The sequence below is a fragment of the Acinetobacter sp. WCHAc060025 genome (assembly GCF_004209355.1).
Lineage (GTDB): Bacteria > Pseudomonadota > Gammaproteobacteria > Pseudomonadales > Moraxellaceae > Acinetobacter > Acinetobacter wuhouensis.
Genome location: NZ_SGSX01000028.1, coordinates 1 through 25,695, shown reverse-complemented (window position 1 = coordinate 25,695; position 25,695 = coordinate 1). Strand labels below are relative to the sequence as shown.

The following is a 25,695-nucleotide window of genomic DNA, read 5'->3' as shown; positions in this document are numbered from 1 at the left end:
TGAAACAGTTACAGTCGATACTACGATTCCAGATGTTGCAATTGATCCTATTGTAGATTCGACGAGTCCGATTACAGGTACAGCAGAAGGAAACTCTGTGGTAATTGTCAACGTAATCGTAAATGGTGTAAAAGGTTCAGATCAATATGTCTCTGCTGATCCAGCTGGAAATTGGTCTATTTCGATTCCAGGGTTAATGCCAGGACAAAGTGTATCAGCAGTTTCAGTGGATCAAGCAGGGAATAGAAGTATTGTTGCGACTGAGATAGTACCAGATGCTACGCCATCAGCTTCATTTGCATCTAAACAATATGTAGATAATGTTGCTGCAGATACAGGAACGGATGGTGCAACTGCGAAGAGCAATGATGCGACACCAAATAGCTCACTCGCTGATGATAGCGGAACCTCTAGTTCGGAAAATTCATCAGGTGTGGCAAGTACCCCATCAACCTTTAATGGAAGTAGCGCAGATGAAGTCTTCCAAGGTAATGCGGGTAACGATACTTATAATATGGGTACTACAGGTGGCAGTGATACGATCTACTTCGCGTTATTAAATGCAAGTCACGACACCGGTGGTAATGGTATTGACCAAGCAAATAACTTCAAAATTGGTAAAATAGGAACGGATGCCAATGCAGATGTTATTGATATCCATGAATTATTGAATGATAAAATTTCTAATGTTCTACATACAGACAGCACAGGTAAAGTAACATTAGATCCATCATCTAACCTTACTGAATACGTCAATGTAACTTATGATGGTACGAATACTCATGTTCAAATTGACCGTGATGGTAAAGCTGGTACAACACATACATTTACAGATGTGCTTATCTTGAATGATGTGAAAACAGACCTATTAACATTGATCCAAAACAACCAATTAATCATTTAATTTAAACGATTTTAAAGAAAAGGATGCTTCGGCATCCTTTTTTATTTTTAGCAGTAATTGATACACTTTATGGCTTATTTATATACAAGTTTAATATGCTGTAGGGTGAACCTAAATTGAAATGATTAATCATTCATAGTGTATAAGAGGATTAATCTATCCAAATGAATCAAATGAAAAATTATTAATTTAGAGATCATTGGTTTAAAAATAATCAACTTAACAATCAAAAATCATGATTGCTTCATGCCTTAAATAATTACAATGGGTGCTGATGTTGATTTAATACTGGAGAAATATAATTTTGAACATAGTTAAGTCTTATTAAGCACTCAAAATATTGTTAAATTATTGAAGAAAGATTGTCTATGCAGAGTTGCTTTATTGATTATGCTTATATTTCTGTTGATTAAAAGATCTTATGTAAATAAAGCTATGTGTTTTCAATAAAAAATTTAACAGCAGAACCTACGTATAGGCTCTGTTGGTGATCATGAAAGTACAGTCAGTTCTTAAATGATTAACGATTGTATTTTGCTAGAAAATCCAAATACGGTTTAATCAAAAGCTGCTCTTGCTCTAAAATCGGCATATGTCCAACACCTTTTAAAATAATAGGGTCTTGGGCATTCTTCAATAAACCTTTCAACTCTGCTGCCGCTTCTACATTGATAATTTGATCTTTTTCTCCCCATGCAATGAGAACAGGTTGATCGATTGAACGTGCTGCAATGGCAAATGAATCAGGGGTAAATAATTTCGACATTACGATGAGTTGTTCAACCAATTTTGTGGTATTTCCAGCTTGGCTGATCATGAGTTTTTCTTGCGCATCTTTGAGCTCTTTCGGAATGAAAGGTTGTTGATTCATGGCGATTTTCATTAAGCGATCAAAATCCCCAGGCTTACTCACGATCATATTGCGCAAAGTCGTTGGATCTTTGAGATAAGGGGTATTGGCAGATTTAAATACACCTGCGCTGTCGACTAAAAAGAGTGATTTCGCATCAACAGGGTATTGCGCAGCATATAGTAAAGCAATTGAACCACCCATTGAGTGACCTGCGATATTTAAATCTTTTTCAATTTTTACAGCTTCGGCAAAACGTCGTAATTTTTCAGTCAAATTCGGTAGAGAATAGTCAAAATCTGCGGGAACTTTGCTGTCACCTTGACCAGGTAGATCTGGAATAATCACATGATAATACGGTGTTAAATAGCGTGCGACACGATTCCAGTTGTCACGACTACCAGCAAGACCATGAACCAATAGAATCGTAGGCTTACCAGCAGGGCCACCTTCACTATATGCCCAATCAATGTCACCGACTTTGACACGTTTGGTTTCCATGCCTGCCCAAGTCCGTTCTTGTTGTAGCACGCTTTGGATATCGATGGCAGGTGCAGCATAGGTTGTACTAGAAATACCGATTGCTGTCACTGACCCCATGACCAGCGCAGTAGATAAAACTATTTTGTTCAAGATTCCTTTCATGATGAATACTCTTGTTGTTTTAGTTTGGAAACGTTTTTACATTAGAATATGCATGATAAAAATGCATTTGCCTAAAACGCAAAAAGCCAATTTAAAATGTCAATTTAGCATAATTCCAGCAGGTTTATCCAAGTTCTATGTCAAATCCAGAATTAGCACAGATGATTCTCAATGTCATCGTTCAAATACCCAAAAGCAAAGTGGCGAGCTATGGGCAAATAGCCAGCTTGGCGGGTTTGCCTAAACATGCACGACTGGTGGGAAAAGTTTTGGGTCAACTTCCATCTGACCATGATATTCCTTGGTATCGCGTCATTAATTCACAAGGTCGAATCAGCTTGAATAAATTAGACGAAAAGGGAATGTGTGTGCAGACAGCAAAATTATTGGAAGAAGGCGTTGTTGTGATCAATGGAAAGGTGAATTTGAAACAATTTCAATGGAAACCATAAGCAAAACAAAAAACCTGTCGCATTAAGAACAACAGGTTTTAGGAAAAGCAGAAATTTAAGCAGAAAAATCAGTTTAAATGCTTATTTAACCACTAAAACTGGAATTTGTAGCTCAGTTAATAAACCTTGTGCGACACTGCCCATGATGAGTTTTTTCAGACCAGTACGACCATGTGAGCTGAGTACGACAAGATCTATTTTCAAATCATTGACCGCTTGCGCCAATGTATGGGTAATGCTTTCACCTTCTAAGAGACGGGTTTCAACTTGTAGACCTTCTGCAACAAATTGTTCTTTGGCAGCATTGATATTGTCCTGAATAAACTCACGCGCACGTTCAATAAGTTGATTTGTTTGTCCATTGCTTAGATATTCCGCTGCAATATAAGGGTCTAAAGTCATAACTTGGACAACGGTGATTTTACTGTTGAATGCTTTGGCAATATCAGCCGCGTGTTTAACGACAGATAAAGAAGTTTCAGAGCCATCGACTGGAACGAGGATATTTTGATAAGTCATGCGTATTTTCCTTATTTGCACTTAGATTTAAGTTCAAGTTGTTATAACAATTGCTAGTTTCTCACTCGATCATAACGTGAATATGAAATGAATAAAACCTAGTAAATTTATAGACATAATTTATTGCTGTCCGCACAAGATTAGACATCAATTAAAATACCTATACTTGCATGAATACTTATTTTTTAAAGATTAATGAGCAGTTTACGAACACTATAAATTTATAATCCTCATGATTTAGCGTGATTTGTTCATCAGATAAAGTAGATCAATGTTTGCTGAATAATTTTTATGGATTGATAGAATCTGCCAGCTTATGTAGAGATTCTTCAATTACAATAAATTGAATACAGAGAAGATATGAATGAAAATGTAGCTAAACTTTAAAACTAAATTTCAAAACTATAATTGAAGAGGAAATAGATAATGGATTATCAAACTATCATTGTAGAAGAAAAAAATCATGTGGGTTATTTGATGTTGAATCGCCCTCAACAGTTTAATAGTTTAACGCTATCAATGAGTGAAGAAATTATTTCCGTACTTAAAGCATTTGAACAAGATCCTGAAGTGAAAGTTATTGTTCTGGGGGCAACTGGAAAAGCCTTTTGTACAGGGATGGAGCTGAGTCCAAGCCTATTTCAAGACGTTGATAATATTGATTTGGGATTGGTGATCGAAAAGTATTTTAAACCAATGATTGATCTGATCTTGAATATTCCGAAAATCATTATTTGTGCGGTGAATGGTACCGCAGCAGGTGCGGGCGCAAGTATTCCATTATTATGTGATATTACTATTGCTGCAAAGTCTGCAAGTTTTACGCAAATTTTTAGCAAAATGGGTTTAATTCCAGATGGTGGCGCGACATGGTTTTTACCGAGAATGATTGGTTTTGCTAAAGCAAAGGCATTGATGCTTACTGCAGAAAAAGTTTCAGCAGAAGAAGCTGAACGTTTAGGCATGATTTATAAAGTAGTTGATGATGATCAATTACAACAGGAAGTGGAAAAACTTGCAGAATATATGGCAACTCAAGCGACCTTGAGTTATGCCATGATCAAACAAGCATTGAATGTGTCTTTGCAAAATGATTTGGAAACTCAGTTAAAGTTAGAGCGTGATTTACAGTTAAAAGCAGGGCAGAGTGAAGATTTTATTGAAGCCGCTCGTGCATTTTTAATGAAAGATAAGCCAAACTTTAAAGGGCAGTGATGATTTCATGACTTTGAATGTATATAAGTTAACTATACTTTTAGGCTTCTACTGTTTTTCAACATTGGTTGTAGCTGAGGAAATAAAAGTAACACCTTGGGTAAAAGTAAAAGCTGAAACAGGCCATGTGAAGTACATTTGTAATACTTTAAGTTTAAAGTGCGGAAATCATGTAGATGTTTGGAAAAAGAAAGCATCTACAGAGGATAAATTGTATTTAACGGATGATACACCTCAGTTATTTGAATTATCAAAAGTAAATAATCAATATAAATTGATAAATTCATGGCGTTTTGATCATTATCGGCATAGTAGTCAACATTCCCCTGATGATGAAATGGCGGATTATGGCACCGAAATTTTTCCTGCTTTTTATCCTTTAAATCAAAAAAACTTTTCTATTGCTTTGGTGAAGAAATGGGGCACAAGTTATGCAGGTGGAGGAAGAGGAGAGCAAATTGCTGATTTTTTAATGTTAGAACCAAATGGAAAGTATAAAGTCGCTTTGAATGATGTTGCTTTTTATTCTTATGAAATGATTCGAGCTTGTTTTTCTGAACGTGATTATAAAATTTCACCACACTGCCATGACGAAAGTGGTTCAACGCTGTCGATTCAATTTAAAGATGTTGGAAAACCGTACTATCAATGGACGTTGAATTATACCGATTTTACATGGGAATCATTTAAACCTGAGAAAGCAAAGAAAATTGAAAAGTATCGTGAAGTGGTGATGCCGGTTGGACAAAAGGCTAAATGAGTTTTAAATGTACTGAAACTCAGTCATAATGTTTTTAACTTTATGATAATGAATAACTAATGTCTGAACTGAATCAATTACCATGGCAACGTACAAATCTAGAAAATATTGAACAAGCTTGGGATGGTGATCTTTGGGATCGAGAGCGTTTAGGTATCCAACTGACCAATTATGTAGATCGCTTAAATTGCGGTGCTGTACTTGCTTTAGATGCGCGTTGGGGTGAGGGGAAAACGTGGTTTGTACGCAATTGGAAAAGGCACTTAGAAAATAAAAATCATCACGTCATTTATCTAGATGCTTTTGCAAATGATTATTTAGAAGATCCATTTTTAACAATAGCAGCTGAAATAAGTGAAGCATTTAAAACAGCTGAAAATATTGATGAAAGTGAAGTCGAAAGTTTTAATGAAAAAACTGCATCAGTTTTAATTTCATTAGCAGCGATTCTTCCTGTTATCGCAACCAAAGCTGCTCTACATTGGGTCGGGCTTGGAGGTGCTGGAGAAGCGATTCAAGAAGTTTATAAGGATGGAAAAGATGTATATGACTCTTTAAGTGATGAAATTACAGGAAAACTCAAAGAACATATTGAAAAGAAAATTGAAAATCATCATTTAGAAAAGCAAACAATAGTTGATTTTAAAAATGAATTGAAAGAATTAGCAAGTAAGTTAGAAAAGCCACTTGTTTTTATCATTGATGAACTTGATCGTTGTCGCCCTGACTTTGCGATTCGCTTGATTGAACGCATTAAACATTTTTTTGATATACCTAAAATAGTTTTTGTTTTAGTGATGAATAAGCCACAGTTATTACAATCAATCAAAAGTTTTTATGGATATGATTCAGAGTCAAATGGCGATTATTTAGAAAAATTTGTAGATTTTACAATAAAATTTCCAGAAATAATTAACTCAAAAATATATCAACATATCATTAAAGAACAGCTATTTAGAATTAATGAGTTAAAAAGTACTGAGACTGTCAATCAACTTTATTATTTAGTACTTGGATTACAATTATTAAAAAAATTCAATTCTCGAGAATTAAGTAAAAAAATTAATCAGTTTGCTCTATTAAGGACTGATGATAATAAGATGAATATGATATTAATGGCATTATTATTCGATCAATCAGTAAGTACTAATTTATTTAATTTTAAACAGATAGTTGATGTTCTTTTCACATATCTTGGAGGGGGGATACTGGTTATATGACAAAAGAGCATTTTATCCATACAAAACTTGCTACAGAATTTAATATTGATAACTTTTTTATCATAGACCATATAGCAAAGATAGAGAATATTAATAAGCGTTATAGCACAGCGGGACAAATAGATGCTAAAGAAATTATTTTGAAAGAATATCTTGAAAAATTTGCAATCAATAAATTAAGTCATACTGATTATTTTATTCGTGATTGGAAGTCGTATATCCAAACAGGTATTTTTAGCGAAAATTAATTAAGCTTGGAATAATTCCTGTCTGCAACTCTTCCCGCATCTTTAAAAACTGCTTTTCATCCATCTCATAGAGTTTAAGGGAAAGCAGTTTTTCGATATCTTCCTCAGAAAAACGATACTTAATCACTTTGGCAGGAACACCACCAACAATGGCATAAGGCGGCACATCCTGCGTAACCACAGCACCTGTAGCAACCACGGCACCTTCACCTAAAGTCACCCCTTGCATGATCATGGCACGACTACCAATCCAACAACCATCACCAATGACCGTATCACCCGCAGGTAAAAAGCTACGCGTATCAAAAGGAAAGGTCGAAATCCAGTCAGGACGATGCAACTGATTGCCACCCATCATGATGACGCATTCAGCCCCAAAACAAACAAAATTGCCAATATAAAGCTGATCAATCGGCTTTTCAGGTGTAGATGGTTTATCATGTAAATAACGCACCACACAACGCTCAAAACCTTGATCCCAATAAGCTGAATAATAAGAATAATTTCCTTTGATGTGAATATTTGGATTGTTCACAGTTTTAGAAATAAACTCAAATTCACACCAGTGTTTCACAGGTGAGTTAATGGAATCAGTCATATAAAAAGCAAAAGGCTAGTGGTTTCACCATTTTATATGACTTCGTCCAAAAGATGAATTAAATAGCCTAAGCAATTTTTAAATGAATCAAATGTGATCCATGCGTATGACGAATATGATCAGCACGATCATGGAAATAGCGTTCAGTAATATCAACTCCAGATAAATCTTCGTCAACGATATAACCCATATTCTCAACAGCTTGATGCAAGTCTTGAGAAGCAAAAGCACCAATCAAAGGTTCTTTTAAGAAGCGAGTGAAATGGGTTAAAGCAAAAGCGCCATAACGTTCAATGCCTTGTAATTCTTTATAATCAATTGAATAGTCCATCACCAATTCACTACCAGAAGGCGCAATAGAGGCGATATTTTGTAAAGTCCCAAGTGTGGTTTGTGGTGTTAAATAATGTGTTGTGCCTAACCAAGAAAAGAACGCTTTTTCAGTCGCTTGATACTGACTGCGCAGCAGGGCATCAGACAGTTTTTCTTTTTCAAAATCAATGCTGACAAATTCAACATTGGTAGGCAGTTGTTTAGATTTTAAAACAGATTTGAGTTGCTGAATTTTGGTTTTTTGCGTATCTGGATGATCGACTTCAAATATTTTTAAATTTGGAAATTGTGCAGCCAAACGTAATACAAAAGAATCTAGACCTGCACCGACCAAAACATATTGTTGAATATGATTCTGTTCAATGGCTTGTAGCAAAAGGTCTTCGGTATAACGAGAACGTCCAACCACTTGTCCTGTGAGTTTGCCAAAAGTTTGATTCATAAAAGTGGAATTTAAGGTTTTACGAAATAAGCCATTTTTGAGCAAAAAACGCCAACGTGCATTGGTCATTTCAAAAGCATAAGGATCTGAAAATACAGGGTCATTTGCATAAAGATAGTGATTGGCACGAAGCGCAGCAGCAGCTTCGGCAGTTCGACTGACTCGTCCTGCTTTCATAATATATCCACTTAAAATTTTATTTTCTAACACTTTAAAAGAAAAAAGCATTTAAACAATGGCGATTTGATACGCAAGAGATGGACTATATTGTGAGTTAAATTTTTTATGAAATGAGCGATAAGTCTTAGTTAATCAAGTTGATCATCCCAAATTCCATATTTAGGACCATAAAGTTCTTTATATTTAGTTTCATACATACTTTCCTGAGAGGAATCACAGTAATACACAATATCTGAGGCGGGTACACTTTTACAAACCTTGTTTTCACATTTAGATACCGTATATTTATATCTCTTTTTTGTGCTTTCACATTGATGTTGTTGTAAGTATGTTTCAAAATTTCGACTGGTTAATGATGTCATTTGAGCCCATATCCCTAAGAACAAAATGGGAGCAACAAAGGCAAAAGATGATATTATATTTGTAGATAAATCATCAGGTCTTTTTTTATTTTGGCTATAAAAGAAAATACTATAACTACAAAAGCACAAAAATAATCCGAAGCTAAAAGTAATAATCCCTTCTCTCAACACTGTAAAATAGAGTGCTGTAGGTAATAATAGACAAAGTAGCAATGTGGAATTAAACAGATTTTTAATTTTCATTATTTAAATCAAAGAAAAAGGGCTGAATGATCAGCCCTAATTTTATCAAATATTTCTAGTTAAATAACTATGAAAGATACTCAACACTGACAACTTCGTATTCTACTTCACCTTGTGGTGTGACGATTTTAACTTCATCGCCTTCGTTTTTACCGAGAAGACCACGTGCAATCGGTGAATTTACAGAAATTTTGTGAATTTTAAAGTCAGCTTCATCATCGCCCACGATACGATAAGTCTTTTGCTCTTCTGTATCTAAGTTTTCGATGGTTACAGTTACACCGAAAACCACACGACCTGTTTGCTCAAGTTCTTTTACATCGATTACTTGGCAAGCACCGAGTTTACCTTCGATGTCCTGAATACGACCCTCGCAGAAACCTTGTTGCTCACGCGCTGCATGGTATTCCGCATTTTCTTTTAAATCCCCATGTTCACGAGCTTCCGCAATTGCCGCAGTGATACGTGGACGGTCAACAGTTTTTAACTGCTGTAATTCTTTCTCCAAAGCAACCTTGCCTTCAGGAGTCATAGGATAACGTTGCATTGTTGTCCCTCAGTTTTGTATTTAAAAAATACAGGTTTATAAAATGAAAAAAGCCCGCCACCGATAGGTGACGGGACTTCTCGGAAACGAATTAACCTAGTGTTTGCAAATCTTGCAAGCGATATACATCCATTGGCAATTTAATTGCTAAAGCTTGGCATACAGCATCAGCACCATTCAAGGTCGTTGTGTAATACACTTTACCTTGAAGCGCAGAGCGACGGATTGAGAATGAATCCTGCTGAGCTTGTTTACCTTCAGTTGTATTGATAATGAGGTGAATTTCGCCATTTTTCAAGCGGTCGACGATATTTGGGCGACCCTCAGTGACTTTATTCACACGTTCAACTTCAATACCCGCTTGTTGAATAACATCAAAAGTACCACCAGTTGCGATAATTTTAAAGCCTAGATCAACAAGTTGTTGTGCGATAGGAACAACACGAGGTTTATCTGAATCACGTACAGAAATAAATACGTGTTTGATTTCACCTTCAGTTGGTTTACCTGGTAAACGATCATTTGAGCCTAACACAGCTTTATAGAACGCTTCACCAAAAGTAGTACCTACACCCATCACTTCGCCTGTAGATTTCATCTCTGGGCCAAGGATCGGGTCAACACCTGGGAATTTGTTGAATGGGAATACCGCTTCTTTCACTGCAAAGTGAGTTGGGATAATTTCTTTTGTGAATCCTTGAGATTCTAAAGATTGACCCGCCATACAACGTGCAGCAACTTTCGCTAAAGATTCACCGATACATTTAGAAACAAACGGCACAGTACGCGATGCACGTGGATTCACTTCCAAGATGTAAACGTCATTACCTTTTACAGCATATTGAACGTTCATCAAACCAACAACGCCAAGTTCTTTCGCCATAGCGATGGTTTGACGACGCATTTCGTCCTGAATTTCTTTAGATAAAGAATAAGGAGGAATAGAACATGCTGAGTCACCTGAGTGAATACCTGCTTGTTCGATGTGCTGCATGATACCGCCGATCACAACGTCTTTGCCGTCAGATACGCAGTCTACGTCAACTTCGATCGCATCATCAAGGAAATGGTCAAGAAGTACAGGTGCTTCATTAGATGCTTGTACCGCATCTCGTAGGTAGCGTTTAAGTTCGTCATCGTTATAGACGATTTCCATCGCACGACCACCCAGTACATAAGATGGACGTACAACCAATGGATAACCCACTTTTGCAGCTTCAGCCATACCTTCTTCAGCAGATTTAACAATGCTGTTGTTTGGTTGACGAAGTTGCAGGCGTTGAATCATTTGCTGGAAACGTTCACGGTCTTCTGCACGGTCGATTGCATCAGGAGATGTACCGATAATTGGCGCACCAGCTTCTTCTAAAGCACGAGCCAGTTTAAGCGGAGTCTGACCGCCGTACTGTACGATAATACCTTTTGGCTTCTCGATACGTACGATTTCTAAAACATCTTCAAGTGTAATCGGTTCGAAGTACAAACGATCTGAAGTGTCATAATCCGTTGAAACAGTTTCAGGGTTACAGTTCACCATGATTGTTTCATAACCGTCATCACGCATTGCAAGGGCAGCGTGTACACAGCAGTAATCGAATTCGATACCTTGACCAATACGGTTAGGACCACCACCGATCACCATGATCTTGTCTTTGGTCGATGGATTCGCTTCACATTCTTCATCGTAAGTTGAGTACATGTAAGCTGTATCTGATTCAAACTCAGCAGCACAAGTATCAACACGTTTGTAAACTGGTGTTACACCCAGGTTCCAACGATGTTTACGGAATTGTTTTTGTGAAATGCCCATCAAGTTTGCAATGCGAAGATCTGACAAACCTTTACGTTTGAAAGAACGGATATTGTCCGCATTCAGATCACCAAAACCTAAAGTTTTGATTTCGTTTTCAGATTTGATGATGTCTTCGATTTGAATCAAGAACCAACGATCAATTTTGGTTGCTTCAAATACTTCATCTAAAGTGAAACCGTGACGGAATGCATCACCGACATACCAGATACGCTCAGGACCTGGAACTTTAAGTTCAACAAGGATCTTTTCACGCGCGCCTTCAGTACCGACAGCGATTTTTTCATCAAAACCACATGCACCAACTTCAAGACCACGAAGCGCTTTTTGCACAGATTCCTGGAAGTTACGACCAATCGCCATCACTTCACCTACAGATTTCATCTGAGTTGTCAGTGTCGCGTCAGCTTGTGGGAATTTCTCGAAGTTAAAACGAGGAATCTTCGTTACAACGTAGTCGATTGCAGGTTCGAAAGATGCAGGTGTTGTACCGCCAGTGATGTCGTTTTTCAACTCATCAAGGGTATAACCTACAGCCAGTTTCGCAGCAATTTTCGCGATTGGGAAACCAGTCGCTTTAGAAGCAAGGGCAGATGAACGAGAAACACGTGGGTTCATCTCGATCACAACCATACGACCGTCTTTCGGGTTAATACCGAATTGAACGTTCGAACCACCCGTTTCTACACCGATTTCACGAAGAACCGCTAAAGATGCATTACGTAGTAACTGGAATTCTTTGTCTGTCAATGTTTGTGCAGGCGCAACAGTGATTGAGTCACCAGTGTGCACGCCCATTGGGTCAAAGTTTTCGATTGTACATACGATGATACAGTTGTCGTTTTTGTCACGAACAACTTCCATTTCGTATTCTTTCCAACCAATTAAAGATTCATCAATCAATAATTGTTTCGTTGGAGAAAGATCGAAACCACGTTCACAGATTTCAATGAATTCTTCACGGTTGTAAGCAATACCACCGCCTGAACCACCCATGGTAAATGATGGACGGATAATCACAGGGAAGCCGAAACGAGCTTGAATTTCAAGCGCGTGTTCCATGCTTTCTGCAACGTCAGCACGTGGACATTCCAAACCAATTTTGCGCATTGCGATATCGAAAAGTTTACGGTCTTCCGCTTTTTCGATCGCTTCTTTGGTCGCACCAATCAATTCAACATTGTATTTTTTCAAAATACCGTTGGCATCAAGTGCAAGTGCACAGTTCAATGCTGTTTGACCACCCATTGTCGGAAGAACTGCATCTGGGCGTTCTTTCTCAATGATTGCAGCAACAGTTTGCCAAGTAATCGGTTCGATATACGTTGCATCTGCCATAGCAGGGTCAGTCATAATGGTCGCTGGATTAGAGTTCACCAAAATAACACGGTAGCCTTCTTCACGAAGGGCTTTACACGCTTGTGCACCTGAGTAGTCAAACTCACATGCCTGACCGATGACAATCGGACCTGCACCAATAATTAGGATGCTTTTAATGTCTGTACGTTTAGCCATGATCGCTCCTCAATTACTTCTTAGATGCTTCAATAAGTTCGATGAAATGATCGAACAAAGGTGCGCAGTCGTGTGGACCAGGACTAGCTTCAGGGTGACCCTGGAAGCTGAACGCTGGTTTGTCTGTACGATGAATGCCTTGAAGCGTTTGATCGAACAATGACTTGTGCGTTGCTTTTAGATTTGCAGGCAAAGTGTCTGCATCTACAGCGAAGCCGTGGTTTTGAGAAGTAATCATCACAGTCCCAGTTTCAATATTTTGAACAGGGTGGTTTGCACCGTGGTGACCATGTGGCATTTTCACCGTTTGAGCACCAGAAGCGAGTGCAAGGATTTGGTGACCTAAACAGATACCAAATACAGGAACATTTCGTGCATCTTCAACAATAGTTTTCACTGCTTCAATTGCATAGTCACATGCAGCTGGATCGCCAGGACCATTTGACAAGAACACGCCATCTGGATTCAAAGCAAGCACTTTTTCAGCAGGAGTTTGAGCAGGAACAACTGTTAATTTGCAACCACGGTCTGCAAGCATACGTAAGATGTTGGTTTTGACACCGTAATCGTATGCAACAACATGGAACTTCGCTTCAGGCTGAGAGAAACCTTGACCAAGCGTCCATGAACCTTCAGTCCATTCGAAACCTTCAGGATCGCAACATTCTTTAGCAAGGTCTAAACCGTTTAAGCCACCGAATGCACGTGCTTTTGTAATTGCTTCTTCTTCAGTGATATTTTCACCTGCAAGAATGCAACCGTTTTGTGCGCCTTTGTCACGAAGAATACGTGTCAAACGTCGAGTATCGATATCTGCAATGGCAACCACATTATGTTGTTGTAAATATTCGCCAAGAGACTGAGTAGCTCGGAAATTGCTGTGTAATAAAGGCAAGTCACGAATGATTAAACCATTCGCCCATACTTTGTGAATGCGACCAGACTCAGCGTCTTCGTCATTACAACCAGTATTACCGATATGAGGATAAGTTAAAGTTACAAGTTGCTGTGCATAACTTGGATCGGTCAAGATTTCTTGATAACCAGTCATGGCAGTGTTAAAAACGACTTCACCAGTCGTACTTCCCGTAGCGCCGATCGATGTACCTTTGAATACAGTACCGTCAGCAAGGGCTAAAATGGCGGGGGTGCTCAAACCATAGCTCCTGAACTAAAACCACAAAAATAGGGCTGTAAAAAAGCGAGTAGACGAAAAAAAAGGAAGGTTAATTAAATCCTACCCTCCTCATGTCTGCTCGCTTGTAACTTAACAGCATATTATACGCATGATGCCCCCGAAAGTCCATTTTATTTGAGATGTATTTTTCAAGATAATGAAAGATAAATCCCTTGCTATTTATTATGAAATCTGATTTTCAAATGAACTTATTGAAATTGTAAGTATTTAAGAATTGTCTGACAAATCAAACTCTAAAATTTAACATTTCACGTTATCTTTATGCCTCACATTCCAGGGGGAATTAATGATGACGATTTCAAAAGAAACTGTGAAAGATGCAGTGAAAGACAATATCGAAAACGTGAAAGAAAGTGTTGAGACTGTGAAAGAAGCAGTCGATACAGCCAAAGATACTGTCGCTAAAAAAGTAGCAAAAGACACCGCTGCGATTAAAGAAGTTGTGGCTGAAACGACTGAGAGTTTAGAGAAAATCAGTGCTGAAACAAAGCAGAAAGTGACTGAAGCTGTGACGGAAACTAAAGCGAATTTGCAAGCAGAAGCTGAACAGTTAAATGCACAAGTTCAAGATCAAGTGCAAAGCTTTAAACAAGAGCTGTTGATGCGTTTGGATATTATTAAAAATCAATTCTCAACATCACCAAAAGATTTAGTTGGTCTTGCAGAGTTGATTAAAACTGAATTGACAGTTTTATTAAAAGATTTAACTGAAGTGGGTAAGGAAATTCGTACTGATGTTTCGCAAATTTCTTCAAAACACAAAGAACATTTAAATGAAACATTTAAGCGTTCTAAAGACAGTACCTTAGATGCTTGGAAAAAAGTGGTGAATAAGGTTGAAGATGAAAGTTCTTCAAAAAGTTAATTTTAAAAATGAAGTATTCAGCATTTTGATTATCATTGAGCAATGCTGATGGCTGATTTTAACAACAACTTTGAAATAGACTTTAAAGTTGCTTGATAAAAAAGGTAGTGATCAATGTCACTGCCTTTTTTATTGAATCCTGTTTGAAAAATATTTGAAAATAGAAAAACAAAAAACGAGGCATATCGCCTCGAATCTTATATTTGCGCATAAGTGAATGTGCATCAATTAAAAAGTATGCAACCAATCACGCTTATTGTGAAAGTCAGCTTGTTGACCACTATGTTGCATTGCAAAATAATGTTGCCCTTGCGTTGTATTCAAGACAGAAGTTAAACCCAGAAATAAGTCAGACCATTTCAATTTATTTGCCAACATGAACTCGGTTAAATCAATACTGACATTTAAGCCATAATGGGTACGCTTTAATTGATTCAGTTCAATATCATAGGCAACGACAGGCGGCATATTTTCAGGATAGCGATATTCTTCAAACTGATAGGCTTGCCACGCTTGAGAAGGGGAAAGATTGATCTCACGATAATAATCCTCGCCTTGTACGCCAATAAAAATCTCGAAGCAGGTATTTTCCCAAAGAAAATCTTGGCGAGGATTTGATGCAACTTGTTCAGGATATTGAATAAACTGATTCGGATCTCTGAGCCAATAACCCACATTCAATGTATATGGGCTGACTTGCTCAATCGCACCAACAAGAGAAATGCTTTGAAAACGACGATCAAAAGCACTAAGTTCGTAACTTGCCATAGTATTGCCAGTAAAATTTAAGCTTAATTAGACAAATGTGCGTGGCGAACTAAGTTAGATAGCTTAGGATTTTGTTTAGGTGCTTTTTTGTAAAGTAATGCAATTTTACCAATGGTTTGTACTACTTCAGAACCTGAAACTTCAGCGATTTCAGCAATTGTTGCTGCACGTGCTTCACGATCTTCACCTGCAATTTTCACTTTAATCAATTCGTGATCATTTAAAGCGCGGCTTAATTCTTCAACGACACTTTCAGTCAAGCCTTTATCCCCAAGCATTACAACTGGGTTTAATGCATGTCCGATTTGACGTAAACGTTTACGTTCTTGGATAGAGAGAGTCGCCATAAAAAATAACCTAAATTTAAAAACGACCTAGTATAACAAAAGCCATTCCACTGCGCTGTAAATTCTGTAGAAATAATCGATCAAGATGATTTAAAAAAACACACCAATATTGGGTGATTTAAATGCAGATCAATACTGCATTGAAAATGTTTTTAACGTACAATCAGAGGTTAGTTATCGTTTATATCAAGAGAGTTATGGCTACACGCATTACCAACCAGAAGTTATCGAAAAGTAGTCGTGCGTGGATGAGAGAGCATTTGGATGATCCTTTTGTGAAAAAAGCACAAAAAGAAGGTTATCGCGCTCGCGCAGCATATAAGCTACTTGAAATTCAAGAAAAACATAAAATGATTAAGCCAGGTATGACCGTGGTTGACTTGGGAGCTGCGCCTGGAAGTTGGTCGCAAATCGCAGGAAAGCTCGTTGGTGATAAGGGTTTGGTTATTGCTTCTGATATTTTAGAAATGGATGCTTTACCCGATGTAACCTTCCTACAAGGTGACTTCCGTGAAGAAGAAGTTTTCGAAAAATTGTTAAATATTTTAAATGGACGCACTGTAGACGTTGTAATTTCGGATATGGCCCCCAATACATCAGGTAATAAGGCTGTAGATCAACCTCGCCAGATTTACTTGTGTGAACTTGCACTTGATTTTGCCAATAAGGTTTTAGGACCAAAAGGGCAGTTTGTGGTAAAAGTTTTCCAAGGGACTGGTTTTGATGAGTTTCGAAAGCAAGTTGTAGACAGTTTTGATGTGTTAAAAACAGCAAAACCCGCTGCTTCACGTGCACGTTCCAAAGAAGTTTTTTTAATTGGACAGGGCCGTAAAAAAGTATCGCAATAGGTTGGGTATTTAAGGTATGTTCATTGTTGGTAATGAATCGCCAACAAATACTTGCCAAGTTGTTAAAAATTGTGCATTTTGTACGTTTTTAATAATAATTGCGAAATTCATTACTCGCTTTTTGTTACGATCAAGCAAGATTGAGCCTGATCAAAATAGTTATATATGGGAATAAAGCTTTGAGCGATTACTTCAAAAATGCCGTATTGTGGCTGGTCATACTAGGTGTGCTGATCCTTATCTTCAGTAACCTGAGTGACCGCAGTAAGCCTTCTGCAATGAATTATTCAGAATTCATTACAGCGGTGAATGCTGGTCAAATCAGTAAAGTCACAATTGATGGCGAAAGAATAAGTGGCGAAAAAAAGAATGGTTCGGACTTTGAAAGTATTCGCCCAGCAGTTCAAGATCCTGAACTGATGCCAACACTCATCAAAAATAACGTTGTTGTTGAAGGTACTGCACCTCAACGCCAAGGTTTGTTGATGCAACTTCTGATCGCAAGCTTCCCTGTACTATTGATTATTTTATTGTTCATGTTCTTTATGCGTAACATGGGTGGTGGTGCAGGTGGTAAAAACGGTCCAATGAGCTTTGGTAAGTCGAAAGCAAAAATGCTTTCAGAAGACCAAATCAAAGTGACATTTACAGATGTTGCGGGCTGTGATGAAGCGAAACAAGAAGTTGTCGAAATTGTCGATTTCTTAAAGGATCCTGCTAAATTCAAACGTCTAGGTGCAACTATTCCGAAAGGCGTGTTGATGGTCGGTCCTCCAGGTACAGGTAAAACTTTACTTGCGAAAGCGATTGCAGGTGAAGCGAAAGTTCCATTCTTTAGTATCTCAGGTTCTGACTTCGTTGAAATGTTTGTCGGTGTGGGTGCATCTCGTGTACGTGACATGTTTGAACAAGCAAAACGCCATGCACCATGTATCATCTTTATTGATGAGATTGATGCGGTAGGTCGTCATCGTGGTTCAGGCACAGGTGGTGGTCACGATGAGCGTGAACAAACCCTTAACCAAATGCTTGTAGAAATGGATGGCTTTGAAGGTAATGAAGGCATTATCGTGATTGCTGCAACAAACCGTGCAGATGTACTTGATAAAGCTTTACTTCGTCCAGGTCGTTTTGACCGTCAAGTAATGGTTGGACTTCCAGACATTAAAGGTCGTGAGCAAATTCTTAACGTTCATTTGAAGAAACTTCCTTCGACTACAGGTGTGGATGTTAAAGTTCTTGCACGTGGTACGCCTGGTTTCTCTGGTGCGCAACTTGCAAACCTTGTGAATGAAGCAGCATTGTTCGCAGCACGTCGTAATAAAAACACTGTCGATATGCATGATTTTGAAGATGCAAAAGACAAGTTGTATATGGGGCCAGAACGTAAGTCGATGGTCATCCGTGATGAAGAGCGTCGTGCGACTGCTTATCATGAAGCGGGTCATGCGATTGTTGCTGAGATTCTTCCGGGTACAGACCCAGTGCATAAAGTAACAATTATGCCACGTGGTTGGGCTTTGGGTGTGACTTGGCAGTTACCTGAGCAAGATGCGATTAGTCATTACAAATCAAAAATGTTGAATGAACTTTCAATCTTATTTGGTGGTCGTATTGCAGAAGAAGTCTTCATTAACCAAATGTCGACAGGTGCTTCAAACGACTTCGAGCGTGCAACGAAAATGGCACGTGCGATGGTAACCAAATACGGTATGTCTGACAGAATGGGCGTGATGGTTTATGAAGAAGAAAACCAAAATGGTTTCTTTGGAAATATGGGCAATCGCACGATTTCAGAAGCAACGCAACAACAAGTTGACCAAGAAGTTCGCCGTATCTTAGATGAGCAATATAAGGTTGCACGTGATATTCTTGAAAATAACAAAGATATTGCACATGCAATGGTAAAAGCTTTGATGGAATGGGAAACCATTGACCGTGATCAAATCCGTGACATCATGGAAGGTCGCGAGCCTCAACCTCCGAAAGTTTATGTGGCTGATAATCCAGTGATTGATGTTGTTCCTACTGATGGCCCATCAACACCACCGCCATTACCAGCGACCTGAGCAAACTTAAAGCGTGGCTTTAAGTGAAGCGCAAGACATAGTGCGGAGCAAACTTAAAGCATGGCTTTAAAAAACTAGCTTAACAATGAGAGTCTCGAAAGAGGCTCTTTTTTTATGTTTGATGAATTTTAACAATGATTAAAATTGATCATTTGACAGATCATTCAAACAGAAATCATAAAAGGTTATAAATAGCCTAAGCAAACTTCATATTCATAAATTGCTCAAATAAAGCTTTAATTAAAATGATTTAACTTATTTGTTTAATGAGTTGCTAAAATATTGTGAATATGAAATTGGAGCGATGACATGCAACTACAACCACTGCCTAAAAAGGTCTTGCAGTGTGGGCGATTATCATTAGATTTATCGCAACCGCATGTCATGGGAATTCTCAATGTCACCCCAGATTCATTTAGTGATGGCGGAAAGCATAACCAGAAAGATCAAGCGGTAGCGCATGCCTTACAAATGGTAGCTGATGGTGCAACAGTGATTGATATTGGTGGTGAGTCTACACGTCCAGGCGCATCACCCGTTGAGCTTGGAGAAGAAATCCGCCGTGTTGTTCCTGTGGTTGAAGCGCTGTCAAAGCATGATGTTGTGATCTCGATTGATACGTCTGAACCTGAAGTGATTCGAGCTGCTGTGAAAGCAGGTGCGCATATCTGGAATGATGTACGTGCCTTGACCCGTCCAAATGCATTGCAAACAGCAGCTGAATTAGATATTCCAATTATTATCATGCACATGCGTGGTGAGCCAACGACCATGAATAATCTTGATCAATATCACGATGTGACATTGGATGTGATGGCAGAGTTACAACAACGTGTCGATGATGCATTGTCCGCAGGTGTCCGTGCTGAAAATATCATGATTGATCCCGGTTTTGGCTTTGCAAAAAATGCACAGCAGAATTTAAAACTTTTAAATGAATTTCATAAACTCAATGAAATGGGTTATCCGATTCTTTCTGCTTTATCACGTAAGCGTTTTATCGGTGAAGCTTTGAATGGTGCAGATGCGCAACATCGTGCGGTAGGCAGTGTGGCGGCGCATTTACTCAGTATTCAGCAGGGGGCGAGTATGGTGCGTGCGCATGATGTAAAAGCCATGTCGGATGCGATTAAAGTGTGGCAAGCGATGAATCTAGCAAGCTAATCGTTATTCACAATTTAAATTTCTACTTGTCCGTAAATCAAGCATGTCTACAGGCATGCTTTTTTTTGAATTTATTAGATGTAATAATATTACATAACGTATACAAAATCATGTCAACCAAAGTGGTTTTGCATATTGTGAAAAAATAGTAATGTAATAATATAACAATTAACTTATATCGATATAACTATAAAAACTGACAATAATTTGAGGGATGAGTGATGAAATCCAAACAAAGTTTACTTGCACTATCATTATTTGCTGTAATGATTGCAGGATGTAGTAAAAAATCAGAAGAAGCTGCGAGTGATGCCTCTGTTTCTGCTGAATATTCAACAGAACAGGTCGCTGTTGATGCGAGTGCTGACATGGAAGCTGCTGCTACAGCTGATGTTGTAGCTACTAGTCCTGTAGTGGGTTCTGCTGAAAATACGGAAAACTATCAAAAGGTTGAAACCAATTCTGTTAAAAGTGTTGCGCAACAACCCATTTCTACATTCAGTGCGGATGTGGATACAGGTAGTTATACCAATGTGCGTCGTTTCCTTGTGCAAGATCGAAGTTTACCTCCTGTCGATGCGGTACGTGTTGAGGAAATGATCAATTATTTTGATTATCAATATCCTCAGGCTACAGGTGTGCATCCTTTTGCTGTGAGTAGTGAAACAGTAGACTCTCCTTGGCAGGCCAATGCTAAAGTGATCAAAATTGGTATTAAAGCCAAAGACATTGACCAACAAAATTTACCCGCTGCAAATTTAGTCTTCTTGGTCGATGTGTCAGGCAGTATGAATGAACCGAACAAATTGCCATTGGTGAAAAAGACTTTAAAAATCCTAACCAAACAGCTACGTCCACAAGATAAGGTCACGTTAATTACTTATTCAGATGGTGATAAAGTGGTTTTACCACCAACCAGCGGCGACCAAAAAAATAAGATTCTCAAGGCAATTGATCAACTTGTTGCAGGCGGTGGTACAGCCGGTGAGCAAGCGATCCAAATGGCATATAAGTCAGCTCAACAGGGCTTTGTTAAAGGTGGGATTAACCGTATTTTAATTACCACTGATGGTGATTTTAATGTGGGTATAACTGACTTTGATACCCTAAAAAATATGATCGCAGAAAAACGTAAAACTGGTGTTTCATTTTCAACCTTAGGTTTTGGCTCAGGTAATTATGATGAGCAGTTGATGGAGCAACTTGCTGATGCGGGCAATGGGAATTACAGTTATATTGATAATGAAAATGAAGCAAAAAAAGTCTTACAGCGTCAAATGTCATCCACTTTGGCAACCGTTGCGCAAGATTTAAAATTACAGGTTGAATTTAATCCTGCAACGGTGAAAGAGTACCGTTTAATTGGCTACGAAAATCGCATGTTAAAAGAGGAGGATTTTAATAACGATAAAGTCGATGCGGGAGATGTGGGTGCAGGGCATACAGTGACAGCTTTGTATGAAATTATTCCAGTAGGGCAAAAGGGTTGGTTGGCAGATTCACGCTATGCGAAAAATGCTGTGAGTGAAGGAAAAAAATCTGAGTATGCCTATTTAAATATCCGTTATAAATTGCCGAATCAGAACAAAAGTATTTTACTGACACAACCGATTTCCGCTTCAAGTAAGCCTTTGAGTCAAGCCAATGCAGACACACGTTTTGCTATCGCGGTTGCTGCTTATGGTCAACAGTTAAAAGGCGGTCAATACAATGCTTCGATGGGTTGGAATGATATTCTAAACTTGGCGCATGGTGCTAAACAGAATGATGCTTATGGTTTAAAAGCTGAATTTATTGATTTGGTGAAAAAAGCCAAAAGTTTAAACCCAAGTGCGACCAAGACTACACAGATCAATAAAGCTTCTTAAATTTTAAAGACAATATAAAAACTCAATCATTAATCTTCCTTATCCATAAATCAGGCGTTTTGTAATAAAGCGCCTTTTTTGCTCAAAAAATTACAAATCATTCATTATAAATGCTGTTTTAATTGCCAATATAGGGTGATAAATTCGTCATTATTTATTTCATGACTTGAACAATCAAAATTTTAAAAATAAGGAAATTAGAATGAATTTTCATTTGAAGACCCAATTTACGATATTAAGCCTAACGATCATTGGTTTGGGTGGTTGTTCACAAATGCAATATAAACAATCTGCTACGGTTGTTGAAGTTGCACCAGTAGTACCGATGCCTGTTTCTCCTGCGCCAATAGCAGATGCAAGAACTTTAGCAAAGCAAGCCGCTTATGCAGCACATAACCAAAAACTAGTACAAAGCTCAGCAGTTCATAGCTCGGCAGTTCATAGCTCACGTGTTAGCATGAGACAGCCTGAAATGATTATTCGAGAAAAATCACAAGCTGTACAGAATACTGAAAAATATCAAGAAAATGAGATCAATCCTGTAAAAAGTGTGGCTCAAGAAGCGGTTTCAACCTTTAGTATTGATGTAGATACGGGAAGTTATTCAAATGTTAGACGTTATTTAAATAACAATGGTGCATTACCGCCTGTGGATGCAGTGCGTATAGAGGAATTGATTAACTACTTTAACTATGATTATCCATTGCCGATAGGGCAACATCCGTTTTCTGTTACCACTGAAACTGTAGATTCTCCGTGGAAAAGTAATGCTAAAGTAATCAAGATTGGGATTAAAGCCAAAGATATTGACCCTAAAAATCTTCCTCCTGCAAATTTAGTTTTCTTGATTGATGTTTCAGGCAGTATGGACAATGAAAATAAATTACCTTTAGTGAAAACCACACTCAGAACATTGACCGAACAGCTACGTCCTCAAGATAAAGTCACGATTATCACCTATGCAAGTGGTGAGAAATTGGTGCTTGAACCGACTTCGGGTAAAGATAAAGACAAAATCCTCAGCGTGATTAATAAATTGCAAGCGCAGGGTGCAACCTCAGGAGAACGTGCGATTCGTATGGCGTATGAAGAAGCTGAAAAATCCATGATCAAAGGTGGGATTAACCGTATTCTTATCGCCACTGATGGTGATTTTAATGTGGGGATTACCGATTTCAACACTTTAAAAGGCATGGTGACGGAAAAACGTAAATCAGGGATTTCATTCACAACTTTAGGGTTTGGAACAAACAATTATAATGAGCAGTTGATGGAGCAACTGGCAGATGCGGGTGATGGCAACTATAGTTATATTGATAATGAAAAAGAAGCCAAGAAAGTCCTACAACGTCAATTGTCATCGACTCTTGCGACGGTTGCACAGGATGTAAAAATTCAAGTTGAATTTAATCCGCATACCGTAAAAGAATATCGCTTAATTGGCTATGAAAATCGTATCTTGAAGCAAGAAGACTTTAATAATGATCAAGTGGATGCAGGTGATATTGGCGCAGGGCATACCGTGACGGCATTGTATGAAATTATCCCTACAGGACAAGCAGGGTGGTTAAATGAATCTCGCTATCAAGCTGCTGCAAAATCGACTGATGCCAATAAAAATGGTGAATATGCATTTTTAAAGCTACGTTATAAACAACCGAATGAAAAAAACAGTATTTTGCTCAATCAACCGATCAAAGCGCAAAGTAAAGCCTTGTCACAAGCCAGTACAGACACCCAATTTGCAATAGCGGTTGCAAGTTATGGGCAAAAGTTGCAGGGTGGAAAATACAGTGCAAATCAGACATGGAATGATATTCAAAAACTAGCGAAACAGTCTGATCAACCAGATCCTTTTCAAATACGCTCTGAATTTGTTGATTTAATTGGGATTGCAAAAAGTTTAAGCGCAAATGCGAAAGAGTGATTTGTAAATTCGATCATGAAAAGCGGCATATCAATTTGGTGAATTGTATCGTTTGTGTTATATAAGCAGGTCAATTGCTGTCAGATTTTTTTGGTCGCTATGTTTAATGATTTACTCCTCCCAATGTTCGATGATGAATATTATCCAGATATTCTGGTTGCTGAAGTCAAGCAACTGATCGAACAATTTGCTAAGAAATTAGCGAAAACCAGTTTTAGTGATGCTGAGGTGTATGCTTTAGCAAACTCAACTGTGCTTGATATTAATGAAATGAAGCCACAGTTTGAAGACCTTGATTCTTCACTGGATGATACTGCTGCAGATTATATTGCAGAAGCGATGATGATGGTGGTGCAAGATCAAGGTTATCTTGATATTGAAATGGAAGAACTTGTTGCAAATAGAGAGTGGTAAGTCACTCTCTATTTTTCTATTGAATATCAGAAAAATAAAAAGAACGATATCCATTATTCGCACTGAATGGCATTTACGTCCAATTTTAACTTTGGAAATTTTTGATCATAGATGTCTAAAATACTTTGTTTATCATCACCAAAAATTTGCTGTTGTAGTTGACTGATTTGAGATTCAGTTAAATGTTGTTGTGCACAATGCATGGCAATACTATTGTCTTTGGCAATTGCTAATTTCTGTGTCTCTGGAATATTGTCAATACGTTGAAGTTGTTGTTGAGCTTTGCTCAGTTGTACCATGCTTCGTTTTTGTTGCATGCTGAGAAGTTGATGCTGATTGATCCATTTTGCTACATCCATTCGCACACCGTTATAGTCCACAAAGATTGGGCTGATTGTCTGGCAAGCGGTCAGTAGCGTTAAAGATAAAATGAGAGCTAAACTTTTGATTTTCATAGAGGGCTCAAAGAAAAATTTCTTCTATTTTGCCTCAATAATTTTATAAATATGTATTAATTTTAAACATTTAATTATCAATTGTTTAAAGCGTGATCATTAGTGCTTTTCGGTGCTTGACGCATGCCAGATAAATCTAGATAATGCCCACACAGTTTAAGGCTATGTAGCTCAGTTGGTTAGAGCACCGCACTCATAATGCGGGGGTCACAGGTTCAAGTCCCGTCATAGCCACCATTTTTATAGACCATGCTCACCGCATGGTCTCTTTTTTTGTATTTTTGAAAATAAATAAAATTTAAGCAAAATGTAAGTTTTCGATTTATTTTGCACTAATTTATACTTTATTTTGCACTAAAATTTTACAAGTTATTCTGCACTAAACATAAATAATTTTTAGTAATCTTGCGTAGCTAGGCTACTCATCCCTCCTTTGGAAAAGGTGAGGAACATGTCCCGTAAGGGGGATTCAAAAAATTCTTAACTGATTGGTATTATCTAACCGTAGAGTTTTTTAAACTCGTTTGAATTGGTGTTTGTCCTGTCTAACGGCATGATAATATGCAAAATTATTCATATTAACCATTTGCATATTAAATTTATTTAGTATGCATTATTATTGTTTATCTTTTGATTTTTATGTAATTATTTTTTTGGAAAATTATTCATAATTTGCATATGTTTTTTGCATTTAAAGTGTGCAATATGAAAAAAGATAAATTTCATGAAAATGAACATTTTTGGAATCTTATGTATTTTCTTATTGGAAATCAAAAGGCTTTATCATTGGGTGGAGGTAAAATGGTGGTGTTTCAAAAAGTATACTGATATTATTTTGATTGGCTTTAAATACTCGTAAAGTTCTTTATACTTCGTAAAAGATGTTCTCAATTCAATTGGGAACATGAGAAAGCTAGATTGAATTATAT

General features: G+C 37.8%; 24 protein-coding genes and 1 tRNA gene. 14 read left to right on the top strand and 11 right to left on the bottom strand.

The window, feature by feature from the left end:
• Positions 1 to 904, top strand: a 904-nt coding sequence (locus EXE09_RS17355) for a type I secretion C-terminal target domain-containing protein (protein WP_130118103.1), incomplete at its 5' end; no start/stop codon positions are given.
• Between the two features lie 520 nt (positions 905 to 1,424).
• Here EXE09_RS17355 and EXE09_RS17350 read toward each other — a convergent pair.
• Positions 1,425 to 2,399 carry an alpha/beta fold hydrolase gene (locus EXE09_RS17350; RefSeq protein ID WP_130118102.1) on the bottom strand — a complete coding sequence of 325 codons (975 nt, stop codon included), beginning with the start codon at positions 2,397 to 2,399 and terminating at the stop codon, positions 1,425 to 1,427.
• A gap of 137 nt (positions 2,400 to 2,536) precedes the next feature.
• Here EXE09_RS17350 and EXE09_RS17345 point away from each other — a divergent pair, with 137 nt between their 5' ends.
• The gene (locus tag EXE09_RS17345; protein WP_087553194.1) at positions 2,537 to 2,851 is read left to right on the top strand and encodes an MGMT family protein; all 315 of its coding nucleotides are present in this window, start codon (positions 2,537 to 2,539) and stop codon (positions 2,849 to 2,851) included.
• An 81-nt stretch (positions 2,852 to 2,932) separates the two neighbouring features.
• On the opposite strand, the gene EXE09_RS17340 is transcribed toward EXE09_RS17345, so the two are convergent.
• The gene (locus tag EXE09_RS17340; protein WP_068973486.1) at positions 2,933 to 3,370 is read right to left on the bottom strand and encodes a universal stress protein; all 438 of its coding nucleotides are present in this window, start codon (positions 3,368 to 3,370) and stop codon (positions 2,933 to 2,935) included.
• 426 nt (positions 3,371 to 3,796) lie between these two features.
• Here EXE09_RS17340 and EXE09_RS17335 point away from each other — a divergent pair, with 426 nt between their 5' ends.
• Genes EXE09_RS17335 through EXE09_RS17320 form a run of 4 tightly spaced genes read left to right on the top strand, consistent with a single transcriptional unit; the run spans position 3,797 to position 6,813 of the window.
• Positions 3,797 to 4,585: an enoyl-CoA hydratase-related protein gene (locus tag EXE09_RS17335; protein WP_130118101.1), complete on the top strand. Its 789-nt coding sequence runs from the start codon at positions 3,797 to 3,799 to the stop codon at positions 4,583 to 4,585.
• Between the two features lie 7 nt (positions 4,586 to 4,592).
• Complete coding sequence (locus EXE09_RS17330) at positions 4,593 to 5,345, top strand: hypothetical protein (RefSeq protein ID WP_130118100.1); 753 nt, start codon at positions 4,593 to 4,595, stop codon at positions 5,343 to 5,345.
• Between the two features lie 59 nt (positions 5,346 to 5,404).
• Positions 5,405 to 6,565, top strand: a complete 1,161-nt coding sequence (locus EXE09_RS17325) for a KAP family P-loop NTPase fold protein (RefSeq protein WP_130118099.1) — start codon at positions 5,405 to 5,407, stop codon at positions 6,563 to 6,565.
• On the top strand, positions 6,562 to 6,813 hold the full coding sequence (locus EXE09_RS17320) for a hypothetical protein (protein WP_130118098.1): 252 nt from the start codon (positions 6,562 to 6,564) through the stop codon (positions 6,811 to 6,813). Before EXE09_RS17325 ends, EXE09_RS17320 begins: the two co-directional genes overlap by 4 nt.
• Here the strand turns inward: EXE09_RS17320 and EXE09_RS17315 are convergent.
• The 6 genes from EXE09_RS17315 to carA form a co-directional block, all read right to left on the bottom strand.
• A complete protein-coding gene (locus EXE09_RS17315; protein ID WP_130118097.1) occupies positions 6,800 to 7,411 on the bottom strand; it encodes a CatB-related O-acetyltransferase in 612 nt (203 codons plus the stop codon). The two genes, EXE09_RS17320 and EXE09_RS17315, sit on opposite strands and share 14 nt — an antisense overlap.
• Positions 7,412 to 7,478: 67 nt before the next feature.
• Positions 7,479 to 8,363 (bottom strand): class I SAM-dependent methyltransferase, encoded by an 885-nt coding sequence (locus EXE09_RS17310; RefSeq protein WP_130118096.1) that lies wholly within the window; start codon positions 8,361 to 8,363, stop codon positions 7,479 to 7,481.
• Between the two features lie 131 nt (positions 8,364 to 8,494).
• Entirely contained in the window at positions 8,495 to 8,971 is a 477-nt protein-coding gene (locus EXE09_RS17305; RefSeq protein ID WP_087553201.1) for a hypothetical protein, read from the bottom strand.
• A gap of 67 nt (positions 8,972 to 9,038) precedes the next feature.
• A complete protein-coding gene (gene greA, locus EXE09_RS17300) occupies positions 9,039 to 9,518 on the bottom strand; it encodes a transcription elongation factor GreA (protein WP_068973492.1) in 480 nt (159 codons plus the stop codon).
• Positions 9,519 to 9,609: 91 nt separating this feature from the next.
• On the bottom strand, positions 9,610 to 12,843 hold the full coding sequence (gene carB / locus EXE09_RS17295) for a carbamoyl-phosphate synthase large subunit (protein ID WP_130118095.1): 3,234 nt from the start codon (positions 12,841 to 12,843) through the stop codon (positions 9,610 to 9,612).
• A 13-nt stretch (positions 12,844 to 12,856) separates the two neighbouring features.
• Positions 12,857 to 13,999 (bottom strand): glutamine-hydrolyzing carbamoyl-phosphate synthase small subunit, encoded by a 1,143-nt coding sequence (gene carA, locus EXE09_RS17290; RefSeq protein ID WP_130118094.1) that lies wholly within the window; start codon positions 13,997 to 13,999, stop codon positions 12,857 to 12,859.
• Between the two features lie 331 nt (positions 14,000 to 14,330).
• On the opposite strand from carA, the gene EXE09_RS17285 reads away from it, so the two are divergent.
• The gene (locus EXE09_RS17285; protein ID WP_228257231.1) at positions 14,331 to 14,906 is read left to right on the top strand and encodes a hypothetical protein; all 576 of its coding nucleotides are present in this window, start codon (positions 14,331 to 14,333) and stop codon (positions 14,904 to 14,906) included.
• Between the two features lie 228 nt (positions 14,907 to 15,134).
• On the opposite strand, the gene EXE09_RS17280 is transcribed toward EXE09_RS17285, so the two are convergent.
• Both EXE09_RS17280 and yhbY read right to left on the bottom strand, forming a co-directional pair.
• The gene (locus EXE09_RS17280; protein WP_130118093.1) at positions 15,135 to 15,674 is read right to left on the bottom strand and encodes a DOMON-like domain-containing protein; all 540 of its coding nucleotides are present in this window, start codon (positions 15,672 to 15,674) and stop codon (positions 15,135 to 15,137) included.
• Between the two features lie 23 nt (positions 15,675 to 15,697).
• Complete coding sequence (gene yhbY / locus EXE09_RS17275; RefSeq protein WP_068973496.1) at positions 15,698 to 16,021, bottom strand: ribosome assembly RNA-binding protein YhbY; 324 nt, start codon at positions 16,019 to 16,021, stop codon at positions 15,698 to 15,700.
• Between the two features lie 197 nt (positions 16,022 to 16,218).
• Between yhbY and rlmE the strand changes: the two genes are divergently transcribed.
• The 6 genes from rlmE (at position 16,219) to EXE09_RS17245 (ending at position 24,311) form a co-directional block, all read left to right on the top strand.
• Positions 16,219 to 16,869, top strand: coding sequence for a 23S rRNA (uridine(2552)-2'-O)-methyltransferase RlmE (gene rlmE / locus EXE09_RS17270; protein WP_068973497.1), 651 nt, complete (start codon positions 16,219 to 16,221; stop codon positions 16,867 to 16,869).
• 179 nt (positions 16,870 to 17,048) lie between these two features.
• Entirely contained in the window at positions 17,049 to 18,938 is a 1,890-nt protein-coding gene (gene ftsH / locus EXE09_RS17265) for an ATP-dependent zinc metalloprotease FtsH (protein WP_087553203.1), read from the top strand.
• A gap of 309 nt (positions 18,939 to 19,247) precedes the next feature.
• Positions 19,248 to 20,102 carry a dihydropteroate synthase gene (gene folP, locus EXE09_RS17260; RefSeq protein WP_130118092.1) on the top strand — a complete coding sequence of 285 codons (855 nt, stop codon included), beginning with the start codon at positions 19,248 to 19,250 and terminating at the stop codon, positions 20,100 to 20,102.
• 368 nt (positions 20,103 to 20,470) lie between these two features.
• Positions 20,471 to 21,970, top strand: coding sequence for a vWA domain-containing protein (locus EXE09_RS17255; RefSeq protein ID WP_416332375.1), 1,500 nt, complete (start codon positions 20,471 to 20,473; stop codon positions 21,968 to 21,970).
• A gap of 202 nt (positions 21,971 to 22,172) precedes the next feature.
• Positions 22,173 to 23,897, top strand: a complete 1,725-nt coding sequence (locus tag EXE09_RS17250; protein ID WP_416332374.1) for a vWA domain-containing protein — start codon at positions 22,173 to 22,175, stop codon at positions 23,895 to 23,897.
• 99 nt (positions 23,898 to 23,996) lie between these two features.
• A complete protein-coding gene (locus EXE09_RS17245) occupies positions 23,997 to 24,311 on the top strand; it encodes a DUF5713 family protein (protein WP_068973501.1) in 315 nt (104 codons plus the stop codon).
• Positions 24,312 to 24,364: 53 nt separating this feature from the next.
• On the opposite strand, the gene EXE09_RS17240 is transcribed toward EXE09_RS17245, so the two are convergent.
• The gene (locus EXE09_RS17240) at positions 24,365 to 24,766 is read right to left on the bottom strand and encodes a hypothetical protein (protein ID WP_130118090.1); all 402 of its coding nucleotides are present in this window, start codon (positions 24,764 to 24,766) and stop codon (positions 24,365 to 24,367) included.
• Between the two features lie 160 nt (positions 24,767 to 24,926).
• Between EXE09_RS17240 and EXE09_RS17235 the strand changes: the two genes are divergently transcribed.
• Positions 24,927 to 25,003 (top strand) — tRNA-Met (locus EXE09_RS17235).
• Positions 25,004 to 25,695 lie beyond the last annotated feature (692 nt).